A 17605-nucleotide genomic window follows, 5' to 3' on the forward strand; every position below is an offset into this window, starting at 1 on the left:
GTGTATGTGTGGCATCGTCGGGGCTGTTGCCCAACGTGATGTGGCTGAAATTCTGGTAGAGGGCCTGCGCCGTCTGGAGTACCGCGGTTATGACTCAGCCGGTGTGGCCGTGTTCAGCGCCAACCAGCCGTTGCAGCGGGTTCGCCGTCTGGGCAAGGTGGCCGAGCTGGCCAAGGCGCTCGACGAGCAGTCCGTCCACGGTGGTACCGGCATCGCCCATACCCGCTGGGCCACTCACGGCGAGCCCTCCGAGCGCAACGCCCACCCCCACGTCTCCGAGCATATCGTGGTGGTGCACAACGGCATCATCGAGAACCACGAAGAGCTGCGGGAAGAGTTGAAGGCGCTAGGCTATGTGTTCAGCTCCGACACCGATACCGAGGTGATTGCCCATCTGGTCCATCACGAGCTGAAGAGCGCCGGCAGCCTGCTGGCCGCCATGCAAACTGCGGTGAAGCAGCTGCGCGGTGCCTATGGTACCGTGGTGATGGACAGCCGCGACGACAGCCGCGTGGTGGTGGCCCGCTCCGGTTCACCGCTGGTGATCGGCCGCGGTATCGGCGAGAACTTTATCGCCTCCGACCAGATGGCGCTGCTGCCGGTGACCCGTCGCTTCATCTTCCTGGAAGAGGGTGATGTGGCCGAAGTGACCCGCCGCGATGTGCATATCTTCGATACCAACGGTAACGCCGTGGTGCGTGAAGAGCAGGAGTCCGAACTCTCCCACGATGCCGGTGACAAGGGCGAATACCGTCACTACATGCTCAAAGAGATCCACGAGCAACCCAAAGCGATCACCAACACCCTGGAAGGGCGTCTGGGCAGCGATCACGTGGTGGTCGAATCGTTCGGTAACGGCGCGCGCGCCATCTTTGACAAGGTCGAGCACGTGCAGATCGTCGCCTGCGGCACCTCCTATCACTCCGGCATGGTGGCTCGCTACTGGTTCGAAGAGATCGCTGGCGTCTCCTGCGATGTGGAGATCGCCTCCGAGTTCCGCTATCGCAAATCGGTAGTGCGCCCCAACAGCCTGCTGGTGACCCTCTCCCAGAGCGGCGAGACCGCCGATACCCTGGCGGCGCTGCGTCTGGCCAAGGAATCCGGCTACATGAGCTCGCTGGCTATCTGCAACGTGCCGGGATCCTCGCTGGTGCGTGAATCGGATCTGGCCTTTATGACCCGCGCGGGGGCAGAAATTGGTGTGGCCTCCACCAAGGCATTCACCACCCAGCTGGCTGGCCTGCTGATGCTGGTGGCCTCCGTCGGTCACTGCCGTGGCCACCTGAGCGCCGCCGCCGAGGCTGAACTGGTCAAGGCGCTGCAAGCCCTGCCGCTGCGTATTAAAGAGAGTCTGGCGCTGGCCAAGGATATCGAAACCCTGGCCGAAGAGTTTGCCGACAAGCAGCACAGCCTGTTCCTCGGCCGTGGCAGCCAGTACCCCATCGCCATGGAGGGGGCGCTCAAGCTCAAAGAGATCTCCTACATTCACGCCGAAGCCTATGCCGCTGGCGAGCTGAAGCATGGCCCGCTGGCGCTGATCGATGCCGAGATGCCCATCATTGTGGTGGCGCCGAACAACGATCTGCTGGAGAAGCTCAAGTCTAACGTGGAAGAGGTGCGCGCCCGTGGCGGTATCCTCTACGTGTTCGCCGATGCCGACACCGGCTTCAAGAGCGACGAGACCATGCGGGTCATGAACCTCAACCATGTGGAAGAGGTGATCGCCCCCATCGTCTATACCGTACCGCTGCAGCTGCTCTCCTATCACGTTGCCCTGATCAAGGGCACCGACGTGGACCAGCCGCGCAACCTGGCAAAATCGGTGACCGTTGAGTAAGTCACTATCTGAAATGAAAAAGAGCTGTGGGATGAAAATAAAGTTTCATCCCTACAAATAAAGTTTCATCCTTGAAAATAGAGTTTCACCCTAAGCCAACGTGCGCTATGTTGATGGTATCAACTAGGACGTTGGCTTTGTTATGGCTGGAACATTCAAGGGCCTGACTCAGGCTCAGATCGATAGAAGGCTGAAGGAGGGGCGCGGTCAAGGCCGGGGATCTGACTACAAGCCGTTCATCTACACCAGGGATGTCTCTTCTTTGGGGCGTTCTCACCGCTTATTCGGCAATAAATGCCGACGTATGCATCACCTCCTCTCCGACTTAGAACTCGCCGTCTTCCTCACTCTGGATTGGTCTCCGAAGGTCATCGATATCCGGGAGCAATTTCCCCTTCGTGTCGAGGATACTGTCCGCCTTGCCGAAACGTATGGGCTTCCCCATAGTAAGTTTCAGGGAGTCCCGCAGGTGCTTAGTGCCGACTTTCTGGTGGACTTCGACGATCCCACACACCCGGCTATGGCGCTCCAAGCAAAATACAGCGCAGACCTCGAGAAACCTGAAGTCATCGAGCGACTGGAGCTCGAGAGGCGTTACTGGGAAGAGAAAGAGATCTCCTGGGCCATTGTCACCGAGAGGGAGATCTCCCGGACGGCATTCGCCAACATCCAGTGGCTCTACCCCGCCCAGGCCGAGGAAGATATTGTCCTCAACGACCTCGAACGCTACTACAGCTTGTTCCTGTACGAGTTCCAACGCCACCCTGATCAGACACTGACGAGCATTGTCCAGAGCCTGGATGTGGCTTACGAGCTCGAACCAGGGCTGGCGCTCTATTGGCTACGTCAGTTGCTTGCTCGCCACTATTTTCTCTTCGATATCAACAAGCTCTATAGAGAGCTCAAGCCTGGTGATTTATCCAGCAATCCCCATCAAGAACAGCAGGAGATACGCCATGTTCCCGGTTAACTTGGTACTCCAGATGGATGAGGTACGCAGACGTTTGCTCTGGTGTGACGCAGATCACGCTATCTGGATCGATATTGATTCGAGTTTGGCATTTCCAGAATCGACCCCAGTAGCAGAGCTGGAAAGGCTGCTTATCGCCGGGGAGCTGAAACGCATGGATGACCCTTTTCTGGATGTGACCCTTCGGGAGGTCGAGGAAGGGTCAAGTGACCAGCAAAAACGCGATTCTGCCTGGGAATTACTGGCAGAGACAGTTCGTGACACAGGTCTGTTTGAGCGCCGTTCCAGAGGGGAAATCGTCAAGGGCATAACTGAGCGCCACGGTGTCACCAAGCAGACGGTATACCGGCTTCTCAGGCGCTACTGGCAACGGGGCATGTGCAAGAATGCCTTACTGCCGGATTACGCCAATTCGGGAGGCCGTGGCAAGAGACGCAAGCCCGATCAGGCCAAGCTGGGGCGGCCTAGAGTGGTCAGGGATGGGCGGGGAAGCAACGTTACTCCCGAGATAGAGCGTATTTTCAGGCGCGTCATAGAGGAGCGCCTGCTCAAGGAAAAACATCCGCCGATTCCCGATGTCTACTCTTCCAGCCTGAACCTGCTCGGTGCCATGTTTCCCGGCTTGCCGGCACATGATCTGCCGACACTGGAGCAGTTTCGCTACTTCTACAAGCGTGAGTACCACTTTACCGAGACCTTGGAGCGCCAGACATCTGCGGTAGATTTCGCTAAGGACATCCGGCCGATCAGGGGGACGTCGACGACAGAGACTCTAGGACCAGGTTACCGCTACCAGATCGACGCCACCATAGCCGATATCTACCTAGTATCGGAGCATGATCGTAGCCTGATCGTTGGCAGACCTGTGGTTTACATGGTGATCGATGTGTTTAGCCGGATGGTGACGGGCATGTACGTCGGGTTCGAGGGGCCATCCTGGATTAGTGCCATGGTGGCCCTGGCTAATACCATTGCCGATAAGGTGGAATACTGTCGCCAGTATGGTGTGGAGATTGACACTGGAGATTGGCCTGTGCAGGGCTTGCCCGATGTGGTACTGGCGGACAAAGGTGAGCTGAACGGCACCAAGGTCGAGGCGTTCGCCGAATCCTTCGGAGTTCGCATTGAGAATGCGCCAGCCAGGCGTGGGGATGCCAAGGGTATTGTCGAGCGTCAGTTCAGGACGGTGCAGGAACGTTTTAAGCCCTACGTCAGCGGTGTGGTCGAGGGTCAAACCAGCCGCAAGCGCGGTGGCCATGACTATCGACTCGACGCCAGCCTGACACTGCCGGAATTCACCAGGAGCATCATTGCTGGCATCCTCTGGCACAACAACTTTCACGTCCTGAGTAAATATGACAGGACTGCCGGTATGCCCGGTGACCTGCCCGCTATACCCGCTAGGTTGTGGCATTGGGGACTGGGTAACCTAACGGGCCGGTTGCGGGTTGCACCTCAGGATCTGGTCCGCATCAACTTGCTGCCCCATGAACAGGCCACAGTTTCGGAACTGGGTATAAGGCTATTCGGTTGCTTCTACACCTGCCAGGAGGCTCTGAAGTCTGGCTGGTTCCACCGGGGGCAAGGCCATAGACCCGAAAAGGTGATGGTGGCCTATGACCCGCGCAGCGCAGACCATATCTACATCCGTCCCTCTAATAGCCTCAAAGAGTACTGGATTTGTGATCTCGCCGATCGCAGCAGGCGCTACCGGGGGATGACCTTCTGGGACGTCTGGCTGCTGTCCAGGGAGGAGCGCAGAAGTGATGCCAACGCTGCAATGGAGGGGGTGAAGGAAAGGGGCAGGCTACTCGAGAAGATCGAGGCCATTGCCGCTTTGGCGGAGGATGCTAGTCCCATCAAAACCGGTATGTCCAAGAAGGACTTGGGAACCCAGATCCGCGAGAATAAGCAGGATGAAAAGCGCTATGAGCGTCACCAAGGGGCCTTCAGGCCTGCGAGAGAACAGTCAGGCAAACCTGCCGATGTGGTTCCGCTGAGGGGTGAGAAACCCGACGACTATGCCTATCCGGATCTTGGTGATCTTATCTTTGGGGAGGGGGAGAATGACTGACGAAATCCACCGCGGCGCCATCCCCTTAGCCCAATACTTTGAGCAACAACTACCTGAATATCAGGACAATCCGCTTATTAGCGCCTTGCCTCCCATATCTGACCTACAAGAGGTGGTTACCCAGCTTCAGGCTGTACCAAGCTTCGATCCTCAAGAGGCATTCCTTGACGGGCGGCTCAGGGCCCACGCCATTGCCCGCCTGTTGCATGGGTTCTTTCAGCCTCTGACCCACCACCTTGAGTTGGAAGCCAAGATCAGCCTGATGATCCGCCAGGGTTACATCGGTCGGAACCCTGCCAATGGTGCCTGGTATTCCCACCTACAAAACGGTTACCGCCGCGTGGAGGAAGAGGATTTAGAGGCTGCGGTCTACCGGAGCGTTTCTTCGACGGCCAGCAGTCTGTCGCTGTTCGGCTGCTCTGGCTGCGGCAAGACCCGCACCCTAGAGCGGATCCTGAGTATGTACCCCCAGACCCTCCATCATCACGACTACAACATCACCCAGCTGACCTACCTGAAAGTTGACTGCCCCATTGATGGCGATCTGGACGAGCTTTGCCTGAGCTTCTTCAACCAAGTGGACAGGGTTCTGGGAACTCATTACAGCCGCAGTCATGGTCGTAAGAAACTGGGTACCAAGCGCCTGCTGGCCAGTATGTGTCAGATCGCCAATCTTCATGCTCTTGGAGTACTGATCATCGATGAGGTTCAGAACCTCAACGAGGCCCGGTCTGGCGGGGCCGAGAAGATGCACAATTTCTTCGTATCCTTGGTCAACACCATAGGAGTGCCCATCATTCAGGTGGGCACACACAGGGCCAGCAAGTTCTTCCAGCGCACATTCAGGGCTGCTCGACGTATCTCCGGCTTGGGTAGCATCCGCTGGGACAGGTTGCCAAGAGACGAGCACTGGAAACGGCTCTTGAAACGGCTTTGGAAATATCAGTGGGTGCGGGAGGCCTCTCCCCTGGACGATGAGCTTGAGGCGACCATGTACGAGCTCACTCAGGGGGTCATGGATATCGTCATCAAGTTGTTCGCACTGGCGCAGATCCGGGCCATAGTGACGGGTGCTGAATGTATCAAGCCAATGTTGCTGCGCAAAGTCTACGAGGATGAGTTCAAGCCGGTCCATCCCATGCTGGCAGCATTACGGAGCAACAGGCCGGAACTCATCGCCAAATACGACGATCTTCTGATGCCAGAGATAGAAGGCAAGCTGCTCTCCCTTACACAGTCATTGGACAGAATTACAGAATCCAAGCCACTGGCCCCACCGGTTGATGACAGGGCTAAAAAGCTGGCTGCCTTGCTCGAGGGAATGGAGATCCCCAAGGATATTGCCATTCCCATGGCGGACAAGCTGCTGGCCGAGTATCCCGAGATCCCCTTGGCAGTCTTGATCCACAAGGCGACATCCTACCTAGTTCAGGACAAACCCAAAGCTTCTGGATTTTCCAGAGTGAAGCGGACGGAATGGAGTCAGTTACCTCAAGACGACCTGCGGCGACGCTATGCCAACGGACAAGAGGGCGAGGTTTACGGCAGGTTCAAAGAGGCTGGCCTGGTGTTCGAGCTGCAGGTGTTGCTGGGCAAGGCAAGCTGACATGTATTTCCCCAGACTTTATCCAGACGAACTCCTCTACAGCGCCGTAGCCCGCTGTCGGGTTCATTTGGGTGTTGACAGCCATAAGAGCCTATTGAGGGAGCTGTTTGGCGATACCAAAGTAGCGGCGATTACCGACCTGCCCAGCCATTTGGAAAGCCTAGCGAGCAACACCGGCTTGGACACCGGTGATCTGGTGGTCAACCACACCCTCTTCCCGCTTTATTCGCCTTTCATCCCGCAGGAGCGCCGGCAAAGGCTTCTCCAGGCCATGTTGGCTCCAAACATGCCCGTAGTTATAGGCCTAGCTGGTGCCTCCACAGCATTGGTCAAATGGCCCGAGTGGTTGCGTTATTGCCCGTTCTGTATAGAGGAAATGGTGGCAAAATTCGGGGAGCCCTATTGGCTGCGAAGTTGGCAGGTTCAGGGTGTGGACGTCTGCTCGGCCCATGGTTGCGCGCTGGTAGATTCGCCCATCCCATTCAGGCGGGCACAGAGACACGAATTTCATGCTGCCTCCTCCCTGTTTCTGCCCCCTAGCTCCACTGTCCAGCCTTGTGGGGAAGATGCCGTTAGGCTAGCGGACGCATTAACGCAGCTCCTGGCCTTCAGGGGAACAAGCCCCTCCGGTTACGAGGTGTGGACCAACTTCTACCGGCATCTGGCTGCTGAGTGTGGAGCCATGAAGGGTAAGCAAATTAAGGCCAGGGTCATATGGGAAAGGCTCCTTGAGCTTTATCCGAGAGATTATCTTGCGGTCAATAGTCTATGGGCGACTGAACCGCCGCTTTGGTTACAATCAATGTTCAGAAAGCACCGCAAGGCATTTAGCTTTCTGCAACATCTCATTGTTTGGACAAGTCTAAGACCTGGGCAAACCGTCCATGATCTCATCGCTGAAGCAGCGACCTGCATCGCGGAAGTCGCTTCCCATCGATCTATTCCGCAATTACCTGCTGATGCTCGCAGGAAGAGAAAATACCGATCTCAGTGGCTTGTTGCCCTGAATACATATGGTGGAGCCAAGGCTGCCAGAAGTGCAGGTTTCCAAGCTGTTTATGCTTGGATCTACAGGCATGACAGGGTATGGCTGCTGAATGTCGACAAGACCAAGCACGCTCGGCAGGGTAACAACAGCTGCATCAATTGGGCAGCCAGAGATAGAAAGTTGGTGCGACTCTTGGTACGAATAGGGGAGCGCGCTGAATCGGATCTAAGCCTGCCACGCAAGAGCCGTAGCTGGTTCCTACGCCAGCTTCCTCATCGATCATCCGTCGAGCGCCACCTAGATGAACTACCTCTCTGTCGGGCTTATCTGGATCGATATGCCGAGTCTGTCGGGGAGTACCAGATCCGTCGTTTGACCAATGCCATGATCGAAGATGCTATGACAGGCCAGCATTCAATGGGTTGGCAATTGGCAAGACGTTGTGGATTGCAGAAGGGAAAGATTGCGTCCCTGACAGCCTCATTTATAACAATCATAGGAGGATTGGATTGAGTCGTATCTTGTTCCGCCAGATCCCTAAAAATGCCAAATTGCTGGCTGTAGGTAATTTTTTCAGAGCTAATTCAGCAGGAGCATCGTGGCATTTAGCGTCGATTTTCAGTCAAAAAGACGAGTTGGAGCAACGTCAGTTCGGCTTGGAGATGAGCTGTATTTTGGGCATTGGACGTGAGTTTGTTGCAGAGGATGAGGCTCCTTATCGCTCGAATGGCTTCCAGAAAAAAGTCAAGTTGCCACCAATAGCTGAATGGCGCGAAAAGCAACTGGGTGAATGTCCACGATTGGCAAAAAGGCTTGCTCGCAATCCTGAAGTGGCCAGCCAACGCTGTTTTGTGTTCGAGGTGGATGGCCTTACTATCTGGCTCCCCAAGTTCGAGCTGGCTCGCAAACTCTTCTTTCATACCACTTTCCTGGCCCGGTCAGCCTTTGAACCCAATGGCTTAGACATGATCTTTTCTGTGCAAAGGGATCAGGATGCAATCCATATCCACACCCCAGCTAAGACCGGTGCTCCGGCCCGTCTACTCCAGATGGAATCGTATCGTGATCTCTTCAGTTGGCTGCTGCTAAGTGATGGTGTTAAGCAGTCTTTTGAATCTATATGGCGATGCCTCAATCAGGAGCAGTTTTCATTTGGTGGGCGGTATACACGTTGGCAGTTCAACTTTGAGCCACCGGCGACCATTTCTGGTGCCTGTATGGATGTTCTTGGCCCCTTAGATTGGGACAGTAAAGAAATGCTGGTTTGGGAGATTAAAACCCTACAAGGGCTCGAGTTGAATTGTTTTCAACCTATATCGTTTCATCACCCAGCCCTCAAGCTTTCAGTTAGTGGCGATAGGGGTGGAACCAGAAATCCAAGCTCATCGAATGATGACATCATATTGGATGCTGAGGAGGATACTGATGAGAGCAAGGATCGCCAACTCTTGGACCTACCGATGGAAGGTTTGTCCTTCCTTGGCCAGCGGAATATTCGGGCAGTCTACCAAGGGCAGCGAGTCAGCCATTTTGGTCAGAAGTTGGAAGGAGAAGACCTTTCCGGTCATGGCTCCCTTCTTGGATTATGTGACGACGTCGCCGGAGGCGATATCCCCCCGACAGAATTACAGCAACTGGAAGAGCAACGAGAGGCGGAGGAGTACCCGAATTGCTTTGAAGTACTCAGAGAAATCATAAGGCAGATTTCCCATGAGCCTGATATCGATTTGCTGGAACTTGAAGTGAAGCCTTTACCTCAAGTCCTCCGTCGTAGCTATCATCAGATGGAGGATGGTTCATCACGTTGCTATTTGATGGCTCGGTTCCGGCTGTCTGATCGCCAAGAGAAATATCTGTTGGAGATAGATACGAGCGATAATAAGAAGAGTATGTCCACACGAGTGATTGTGATGAGACCAGGTATCGACCCAGTACAAGGTATCACCCAGATATTAAAAGATGTCGTAAAAAGCTCACTGCGGTGGCCTGTGAGTATGAGGTTGCACTGTGCTACTAATGAGTCAATCCATCATCCTAAAAATGATTTCAATCTGTCAGAACGTCAACTGAGCTGGCTGCAGCGAGTTTTGACGTGCTTGAGACAAGCTTGACTGTTAAAATGTTTTTTATGATGGAAATTGTATTAACTAAAAAATAAAATTAAAAAATTTCAAGGGGTTGTTATGAAAAGAGTTATAAAGTCTATACCCTTAGACCTGATAAAGTTGGATCAAGATAACGTACGTTTTGGTGGCGATGTTGCACAGAGTCAGAGAGAAGCTATAGAGTTAATAATGGCTGATCCTGATGATGGGAAAAAACTGCTGAGATTAGCCAATCATATTGCTGAGAATGGATTAGATCCTACAGAATTACAATTGGTTACTCCAGATGGTGATTCAAACTATGTCGTTCTAGAAGGAAATCGAAGACTGACAGCGTTGAAACTACTTCAAAAGCCTGATTTGTGCCCGGATGAAAAATTATTAAAGGGGTTTATTGAGGCACAAAAAAAATTGAATGGAGGTATTCCAGCTGAGATTGAATTTAGTGTTGTTCCATCAAGAGCTGCTGGCGATATATGGATAGAGCTAAAGCATACGGGTGAAAATGCTGGTGTTGGTCGTGTAAATTGGAACAGTGATATACGAGATGAGCGACGAGCGCGTCAGACTGGTATTGAGTCGATTGGGCGACAAGTGAGGAATTTAATAAAAGATAATTCAAGGTTGTTTTCTCCTCATACAGTTAAAGATGTTTTTTCTATCCATGTGACGACACTGACACGTTTATTTTCATCTAAACCTGCTCAGGATACTTTTGGTTACAAGATAGAGGACAAAGAAATTGTTCTCCTTTATCCATTATTGAGCGTGGTTCCTAGTATAGAATTTGCTATTAATTTGTTCTGTAATGAGGGGTATAACGTTAACGACATCCGAAGTGATGCGGATAGAAAGCACTTTGTTCAACATATTCCACCTGAGTTAAATCCTAGTAAAATTAATAAACCCAATAATATCACCACCACTATGGGGGGTAATTATACTGGTGAGCCCGTTGTTGGTGAGCCGGAGGGAAATGGTAAGCCTATCCCAACAGATATTGATGGGAATATTGATGGCGTCACCCAGGGAGAACCAGTTACAAGTGGTACAAAAGGTATTAAAGCAAAACCATCATCAAGAGCAAGAAAGTATCTTATTCCATGGTCTTTAAATATAAAAAATAACAGAATAAATGAACTCTATCGTGAGTTAAGAACCAAGCTTGAAGTTGATAAGGTTGTTAATGCTGTTGCTATCACATTCAGAGTGTTTATTGAGGTCTCATGTGATGAGGTGGTAAAGCGAGAGTCTTCAAGTGGCTTGACTGTAAATCGACATGATAACGGGAAGCCATTGAATGATAGTGATAAACTTTCGATTAAGGTGGCTTCAGTTGTTAAGCACTTAGAAAATCAAGGAAAAATTAACGTAGAACAAGCTCGAGCTATAGCGAAGAGAGCTACAGCAAAGGAGACTATTGGGTCTGTTGACCATTTTAATCAATTTGTTCATGGAACAGCCAGCGCACCAATTTCTTCTGAAATCAAGGATATAGCAGATGAGTATAGGCCAATGCTGGAGGCCATATGGAGTTGATGTTGAGCTGGCCAACTGAACAAAAATGTGTTCTTATAGTGCTTAACTTGATAGAAAGCAGGTAGTTGCTATGGGAGCTAAAGCATTCTCAACCCCCCTCAGGTATCCTGGTGGAAAAGGGAAATTTTCACATTTTGTTAAGCAAATTTTTGAAACCAATGATTTGCTTGATGGACACTATGTGGAGCCATATGCCGGAGGGGCTGGAGTTGCTTTAGAGCTACTTTTTCATGAGTATGCTTCTCATATCCATATCAATGATCTTGACCCAGCTATCTACTCTTTTTGGTTCGCAGCTGTACATCATACAGAAGAACTCTGTAAGTTAATTTATGATACTCCTGTAACTATTGAGAAATGGCACGAGCAGAAGCAGATTTTGCTTAATATTGAGAAGCATTCTCTATTGGAGGTTGCTTTAGCAACCTTTTATTTAAACCGTACAAACAGATCCGGTATATTGAAAGCCGGAGTTATTGGTGGTCTGGCTCAATCAGGGAAGTGGAAGCTAGATGTTAGATACAACAAGGATGATCTTACCCGTCGCATAGAGCTTATTGGACGCTTTAAGAACAGAATTCATGTCTATAATATGGATGCGGTTGCATTGCTTGAAGATATAGTGCCATCGTTACCATCAAAGACACTATTATATCTTGACCCTCCATACTATGTAAAAGGCTCTGGGCTCTATCGCAATTTTTATGGTCATGATGATCATGTTAAAATTGCAAGCGTACTTAATAATGTTAAGAGTCCGTGGATAGTTTCATACGACAATGTCCCTCAGATAAAGGAGATATATGACCAGTATAGACAGGATGAATATTTTCTGAGTTATACCGCACAGGATAAAAAGAAAGGTTCAGAGGTGATGATATATGGTCATGATGTTGTCATTCCTTACCTAGCATTAAATAAGTTTGATGAAAAAATTTCTAAGAGAGCATGAACTTCCCTAGAAATAATTAAAGTATTTCGCCTTGAATAGGTGTTTCAGATGTTGGGCTGGGTATTTGGGTCTGCGTAAGAATCCACTTTGACCCTTTCCCACTCTTCCTTTAGGATCTCCTGAGTTTTAATTATGATGTCATGGTGAATTTTTTTAAAGTTCGTCTGAATAATCTTTGGGGGAATATTACTTATATTGCGTTGAAAAAGTACCGTTGAGTCTTCCAGCGCTACCATCAGTTTCTTAAGATCTTGGTGTTTTACTTCCGTCATGTTGAGACGAAGCTCTATGCGTAGTTGTAATTCAAGGGCTTCCATTCTCATTTGTGCGATTGGTTGTTGGAAAATCTGCAAAGCCTTATCTGTAATCCATCTCGATCGTGGCTGACTAACGATAGCATCCCAACGATAGGAAATATCTTGCCATAGAGAGAGGTATCTCGCTATGTCTTTACGCAGCTCATCTATCCAGATCTGCCGTTTAGCTGTGATATTTGCATTGGCGATCCGCCGGGATGCAAGCTCTTGCATTGAAAGTTGATCGTTCAGGGCCTGTTGCTGTTGCTTAGTCTGCTCTTCGGCCAGCTTTAATTGTGTTCTCCGTTGCCCGCGAGCGACCAACATCTGGGTGCCTGACCCTACAAGTGCGGCGAACAGAGATACAATGACGGCTGCGCCAGCGATCCAGACCTTACTGATGAACTCTGTGTTCTGAATAGCCTGCTGAACGATTTGCTCGATAGCGGCCAAATCTTGTGGGTTCAAATGAATTAGCCTGTATATGAATGAAGCTGCCTATATTAGCAATGTTATATTGTATGAGTCGATGAGCCTTTCACTCCACAAGGCTTGATGTTGTGTATGTGCTGGCCCTTCGGTGAACGATGTTGCCCCAATGGGAGTAGTGGTGTTAGGAACAGCTATTTAGGATGAAACTTTATTTTCATTTCTGAAGGCGATCTAACTGAAGATTCCTCAGTTAGGATGATACTTTAGCCGAGATCGATGACAAAAAGCCGCCCAAAACAAGCAGTTTTGATAGTCATTTTGGATGAAACTTTATTTTCATCCAACAAGAGCCGCAATTGCGGCTCTTTTTGTTTCGGCTGAGGGGTTACGACAGCCGAAGGTTGGTGATGGTGACCTCGTCGAGGGAGGGCACTATGATGCCGCTGGTGATCCCTTTGGCGATGGCCTGACTGCGGTTCTTCGAGTCGGTCTTGTTGGTCACCTGGGTTAGGTGGAAGTTGACCGTCCGCTCACTGATGCCGAGGATGGTGGCGATCTCCCAGGAGGTCTTGCCCTCGCTGGCCCAGAACAGGCACTCCTTCTCCCGATCCGACAGTTCGGTCAGGTATTTCATCATATCAGGTCTGCTTTTGATCAGTTGCAGTGCGGAGTTGAAGATGTAGCTGGCGCAGAACGAAAGCAGCGGAACATTTTCAAACATCAGGTCGGAGTTGGATTTCTCCTTGGTGATGAATGAGAGGATGCCGTGCTCCCCCTGTGGGGTGTGCAGCGGAAAGGAGACGCCATTGCGTACCCCGAAATCGGCCGCCAGGTTCATCACGTCGCGGCTGGCGCTGGGCAGCCAGGGCGAGTCGCAGTCGAGCTTGTTCCAGAAGATCGGCTGGGTCTGTTTCAGCCCCAGATAGACCACCGGATCCTGGGTCAGATACTGGTTTTCGCTATAGGCGTCAAACCAGGTGGTCGGACAGTTGTTGAACAGTGCCACGTGGGATTTTTGCATGCTGATGGGGAAAATAATCAGCAGCCGAAAGTAATCGAAGCCCATTTGATGACTGAAGCGCTCCAGCAGTTGCTGGATATCGCTGGTTTTTGTTGCCTTGGTGAACTTGTCTATATGTTCCCAGATCGCATCGTTGAGCATTACTTTCTCCTTTTTCGATCTCTATCACACTGATCGAAAAGATTTTTTCTCGTTATTTATATTTGTGCGGTGGCTATTGGCGCCACTTATTCCGTGCGTGCTTAAAAATTATCCTGTTTTTGTGCATAAAGGCCAAGAAAATCCTCTCGTTGCCAGTCCGCCCTGCATTTGAGATAATGATAATAGTTATCATTAGTAAGATGTATTTCAATGAACAAATTATGGGGTGTGGCCCTGCTGCCACTGTCAGTCCACTTTGCTGCCATCGGGGATGAGCTGGTTGCTCCCGCCCTCAAGAACAGCATAGCTGCCGGAAAAGCCTCCCAGCAGCGGGTGGAAAAAGCCGCCGATGCCGCTGTTGCCGCACGACTGGAGCTGCAAAATGCCCAGCTGCAACTGCGTGACCTCGAAGCCTACAACCGCTACATGCAATCTCTGGTGGCCGATCAGCAAAATGAGCTGGGGAAATTGAGCCAGCAGCTGGAAGCGGTGCAAGAGACCCGTCAGGGCTTGATCCCGCTGATGCTGCAGATGCAGGCAGATCTGGAACAGCTGGTGCAAAACGACATCCCGCTGCGCAAGGAAGATCGGCTGGCGCGGGTTGAACAGTTGAAAGCGACCCTGGCCCGTGCAGACGTTAGCGAGGCAGAGAAATTCCGTCAGCTGCTGCAGGCCTATCAGATTGAAGCCGAGTATGGCAGCCGGATGGACAGCTATTCCGCCGAGCTGGAGCTGGATGGAGCTCCGCGTCGGGTCGATGTGCTGGCGCTGGGTCGGGTCTCCCTGCTGGCAATGACGGCCGATCGCAGTCAGGCATGGCGCTGGTCTGCCGAGGCGAAGCTGTGGCAAGCCCTCGATAGCCAGTGGCTCTCCCCTATCGCCGAGGCGATGGATGTGGCCGCCGACAAGAAAGTTCCCCAGTTGCTCAATGTCCCCCTCTCTGTCAGCCGCAGTCAGGAGGCCCAATCATGAGAGTCACCATGAAGTGGTTCCCCCTCCTTATTGCCCTCTCCTGCGGTACCAACGCCGCTGTCGCCGATGAGTGGCAGCAGCAGGAACAGGCTCGTGAACAGCAGGCTCAGCAAGATCTGGCGACCGTTGCCAAGGAGCTCGGCACTGCCCGCGCCAGACTGGCCGAGGCCCAGCGCCTGAGCAAGGAGCTGGCCGGCAAGTTCGCCAGCAACGAGAAGCAGCTGGTCGAGCTCAACGCACAGTGGGAGCAAGCCTCCGGAGACATGAACGAGATCTTCGCGGTCACCCGTCAGGGCGCCAGCGATGCAGTCAAGCTGCTGAGCGAATCCGCCGTCGAGGGCCAGTACCCGGAACGTCTCGCCCCGCTGAAAGCCATGGCACAAGATAAACAGGTGCCGGATCGTGCCGCCCTCGCCCTGCTGCCTGCTACTCTGCTGCAGGAGATCCGCGAATCTGGCCGGATTGCCCGGTTCAACGGCAAGGTGCTCGATGCAAAGGGGGCTGCCAGCGAGCAGTCGCTGACCCGGATTGGCAGCTTTGCCTTGCTGGGGAGTGACGGCTTCCTGCAACCGACCGCCGAAGGCTTGAGCCCGGTACTGGGTCTGCCCGGCAGCGTGCTCTCTGCCGTTGCCGCTTATCAGGGTCAGGAAGGGGAAGCGCTGCCGCTGGATCCTTCTCATGGCGCTCTGCTGGCGATGTTGGCGCAAGCGCCCACTTTCTGGCAGCAGGTACAGCAAGGTGGTCAGGTCGGCGCCATTATCGTTCTGCTGGCCGCTATCGGTCTGGGAATTGCGGCGGTACGGCTGTGGAGCCTCTCCCGCGAACTGACTCTGGTGCGCCGCCAGCTCAAGAGCGGCGAGTATCACGCCGACAACGCCCTCGGCCGGGTACTGACGGTGGCGGACAAACACCCCGAGCTGAGCATGGAGACCCTGGAGCTGCGTCTTGATGAGGCGATCCTGCAGGAGACTCCTCGCATGGAGCGCGGTATCGGCATGGTCAAGGTGATCGCGGCCATCGCCCCCATGCTGGGTCTGCTCGGTACCGTAACCGGGATGATCGGCACCTTCCAGGCCATCACCCAGTTTGGCACCGGCGATCCCAAGATCATGGCGGGCGGCATCTCCATGGCGCTGGTCACCACGGTACAGGGTCTGGTGGCGGCCATTCCGCTGATCCTGGCCCACAGCCTGCTGCAATCGCGCTTCACCGAGCTCTCTAATGTGTTGGAGCAGCAGGTAGCCGGCATTCTGGCCGAGCGCGCCGAGAGCAATAACGGCGGGATGGAGCGAGCAGCATGATGCTCGACATCTGGCAACAGCTGCAGAGTTTCATGGGCCGTGGCGGCCCTGTGCTCTGGGTCATTCTGGCCCTGCTGGTGCTGATGTGGATTTTGATGATCGAGCGGCTGCTCTACCTCAATCTGGGTTTTGGCCCCTTGCAGCAACAGCTGCTCGGTCGCTGGCAGGCCCGCAGCGAGCGCCACAGTTGGCACGCTCGGGCGATCCGCAGCCGCTGGCTGGCACAGGCGGAGCTGGAACTGAACCGTCATCTGATCTTCATCCGCACCCTGGTGGTGCTCTGCCCCATGCTGGGGTTGCTGGGCACTGTGACCGGCATGATCGGCGTATTCGATGCGTTGGCCGCGGCCAACCGCTTTAACCCGGAGAGCATGGCGGGCGGGATCTCCCGCGCCACCATCCCCACCATGGCAGGCATGGTGGTGGCACTCTCCGGCGTGTTGTTACTCAGTCGGCTCGAGAGTCAGGCCAAGCGTGCGCTGGCCAAGACCCGGGACGGCCTGCGAGAAGAGAAGGTAATGCAATGAGACGGCAATCCAAACGCCAGCGTGACGAAGTGCAGATCGACATGACCCCCATGCTGGATATCGTGTTCATCATGCTGATCTTCTTTATTGTCACCACCTCCTTCGTGCGCGAAGCCGGGCTCGAGGTGCACCGGCCCCAGGCCAGTCAGGCCAAGGCGCAGAAATCCTCCAGCATCATGCTGGCGATCGGGGCTCAGGGTCAGATCTTCCTCGACCGCAAGCAGATCGATGTGGAGCGGGTACAGGCCACCATCGCCCGCCTGCTGGCGGAGCAGCCCGATGCCAGCCTGGTGATCCAGGCCGACGAGCGAGTGCCCCATGGGAAGGTGGTGCGGGTGATGGATGAGGCCAAGGCGGCAGGCATCGCCAATATCGCCGTGGCGGTGGCGCCGAAATGAAATACAAGCTGATGAGCCTGGGGCTGGGGATTGCCCTCAGCCTGGGCATCCTGCTGTTCATGGCCACCCTGGTTGAACCGCCCCGGGGCGAGAAGGTGGCGAGCGAGCAGAAGCCCATCGTCATCAATATGCAGAACGAGGTGACCGAGGTGCAGGTGCGCGAGCGTCTGGTACCGCAGGAACCCGAGCCTCTGCCAGAGCCTCCCGCTGCATTGGCCTCGACACCGCTGCCGATGCCCGCTGCAGCCCCCTTGGCGGCCGTTGAGCCGAGTCTGGATCTGGTCTCCAGCCTCAGTGCGGTGCAGGTCTATGCCCCCGGTGTGGCGACCAGTACTGCACCGGTATTGAGTGGCAACTACCACGGACAGCAGCAGGGAGCGGGTATCGGCGCAGGTGACATGCTGATGCCGCTGCAACGGATCGAGCCGGTCTACCCCTATCGTGCC

15 protein-coding genes (1 of these 15 running past the window's edge) are annotated in these 17605 nt (G+C 53.4%); 13 read left to right on the plus strand and 2 right to left on the minus strand.

The genetic code is table 11. From position 1 onward, the window contains the following. Positions 1-4: 4 nt before the first annotated feature. The 8 genes from glmS (at position 5) to ACTG1P_RS13320 (ending at position 12071) form a co-directional block, all read left to right on the plus strand. A complete protein-coding gene (gene glmS, locus ACTG1P_RS13285) occupies positions 5-1837 on the plus strand; it encodes a glutamine--fructose-6-phosphate transaminase (isomerizing) (RefSeq protein ID WP_005355853.1) in 1833 nt (610 codons plus the stop codon). A gap of 142 nt (positions 1838-1979) precedes the next feature. Next, on the plus strand, positions 1980-2807 hold the full coding sequence (locus ACTG1P_RS13290; RefSeq protein WP_041218323.1) for a heteromeric transposase endonuclease subunit TnsA: 828 nt from the start codon (positions 1980-1982) through the stop codon (positions 2805-2807). After that, on the plus strand, positions 2794-4881 hold the full coding sequence (locus ACTG1P_RS13295; RefSeq protein ID WP_440001458.1) for a Mu transposase C-terminal domain-containing protein: 2088 nt from the start codon (positions 2794-2796) through the stop codon (positions 4879-4881). The genes ACTG1P_RS13290 and ACTG1P_RS13295 overlap by 14 nt, the downstream gene beginning before the upstream one ends. Continuing rightward, entirely contained in the window at positions 4874-6487 is a 1614-nt protein-coding gene (locus ACTG1P_RS13300) for an ATP-binding protein (RefSeq protein ID WP_440001459.1), read from the plus strand. Before ACTG1P_RS13295 ends, ACTG1P_RS13300 begins: the two co-directional genes overlap by 8 nt. Position 6488: 1 nt before the next feature. Beyond that, positions 6489-7988, plus strand: coding sequence for a TnsD family Tn7-like transposition protein (locus ACTG1P_RS13305; RefSeq protein WP_440001460.1), 1500 nt, complete (start codon positions 6489-6491; stop codon positions 7986-7988). After that, positions 7985-9586, plus strand: a complete 1602-nt coding sequence (locus ACTG1P_RS13310; RefSeq protein ID WP_440001461.1) for a Tn7-like element transposition protein TnsE — start codon at positions 7985-7987, stop codon at positions 9584-9586. The genes ACTG1P_RS13305 and ACTG1P_RS13310 overlap by 4 nt, the downstream gene beginning before the upstream one ends. A gap of 72 nt (positions 9587-9658) precedes the next feature. Beyond that, positions 9659-11119, plus strand: coding sequence for a hypothetical protein (locus ACTG1P_RS13315; protein ID WP_440001462.1), 1461 nt, complete (start codon positions 9659-9661; stop codon positions 11117-11119). Between the two features lie 70 nt (positions 11120-11189). Further along, positions 11190-12071 (plus strand): DNA adenine methylase, encoded by an 882-nt coding sequence (locus tag ACTG1P_RS13320; RefSeq protein WP_440001463.1) that lies wholly within the window; start codon positions 11190-11192, stop codon positions 12069-12071. A 44-nt stretch (positions 12072-12115) separates the two neighbouring features. Here ACTG1P_RS13320 and ACTG1P_RS13325 read toward each other — a convergent pair whose 3' ends face one another. Both ACTG1P_RS13325 and ACTG1P_RS13330 read right to left on the minus strand, forming a co-directional pair. Continuing rightward, a complete protein-coding gene (locus ACTG1P_RS13325) occupies positions 12116-12835 on the minus strand; it encodes a hypothetical protein (protein WP_440001464.1) in 720 nt (239 codons plus the stop codon). 349 nt (positions 12836-13184) lie between these two features. Next, entirely contained in the window at positions 13185-13961 is a 777-nt protein-coding gene (locus ACTG1P_RS13330; protein WP_005357256.1) for a helix-turn-helix transcriptional regulator, read from the minus strand. 210 nt (positions 13962-14171) lie between these two features. Here ACTG1P_RS13330 and ACTG1P_RS13335 point away from each other — a divergent pair, with 210 nt between their 5' ends. The 5 genes in view from ACTG1P_RS13335 to ACTG1P_RS13355 are tightly spaced (each overlapping or abutting the next) and all read left to right on the plus strand, a layout consistent with a single transcriptional unit that may run on beyond the window. Further along, the gene (locus tag ACTG1P_RS13335; protein WP_440001465.1) at positions 14172-14933 is read left to right on the plus strand and encodes a DUF3450 domain-containing protein; all 762 of its coding nucleotides are present in this window, start codon (positions 14172-14174) and stop codon (positions 14931-14933) included. Beyond that, positions 14930-16234, plus strand: coding sequence for a MotA/TolQ/ExbB proton channel family protein (locus ACTG1P_RS13340; RefSeq protein ID WP_440001466.1), 1305 nt, complete (start codon positions 14930-14932; stop codon positions 16232-16234). Before ACTG1P_RS13335 ends, ACTG1P_RS13340 begins: the two co-directional genes overlap by 4 nt. After that, positions 16231-16761, plus strand: a complete 531-nt coding sequence (locus ACTG1P_RS13345; protein WP_005339367.1) for a MotA/TolQ/ExbB proton channel family protein — start codon at positions 16231-16233, stop codon at positions 16759-16761. The genes ACTG1P_RS13340 and ACTG1P_RS13345 overlap by 4 nt, the downstream gene beginning before the upstream one ends. Then, positions 16758-17159, plus strand: coding sequence for an ExbD/TolR family protein (locus ACTG1P_RS13350; RefSeq protein WP_005339369.1), 402 nt, complete (start codon positions 16758-16760; stop codon positions 17157-17159). Before ACTG1P_RS13345 ends, ACTG1P_RS13350 begins: the two co-directional genes overlap by 4 nt. Then, on the plus strand, positions 17156-17605 hold the 5' portion of the coding sequence (locus ACTG1P_RS13355; RefSeq protein WP_219278750.1) for a TonB family protein. The gene runs 213 nt beyond the window's last position; the window shows 450 of its 663 coding nt (coding positions 1-450); its start codon is at positions 17156-17158; its stop codon lies off the right edge, out of view. Before ACTG1P_RS13350 ends, ACTG1P_RS13355 begins: the two co-directional genes overlap by 4 nt.

It is taken from the genome of Aeromonas sp. 11P (assembly GCF_051920165.1).
Lineage (GTDB): Bacteria > Pseudomonadota > Gammaproteobacteria > Enterobacterales > Aeromonadaceae > Aeromonas > Aeromonas veronii.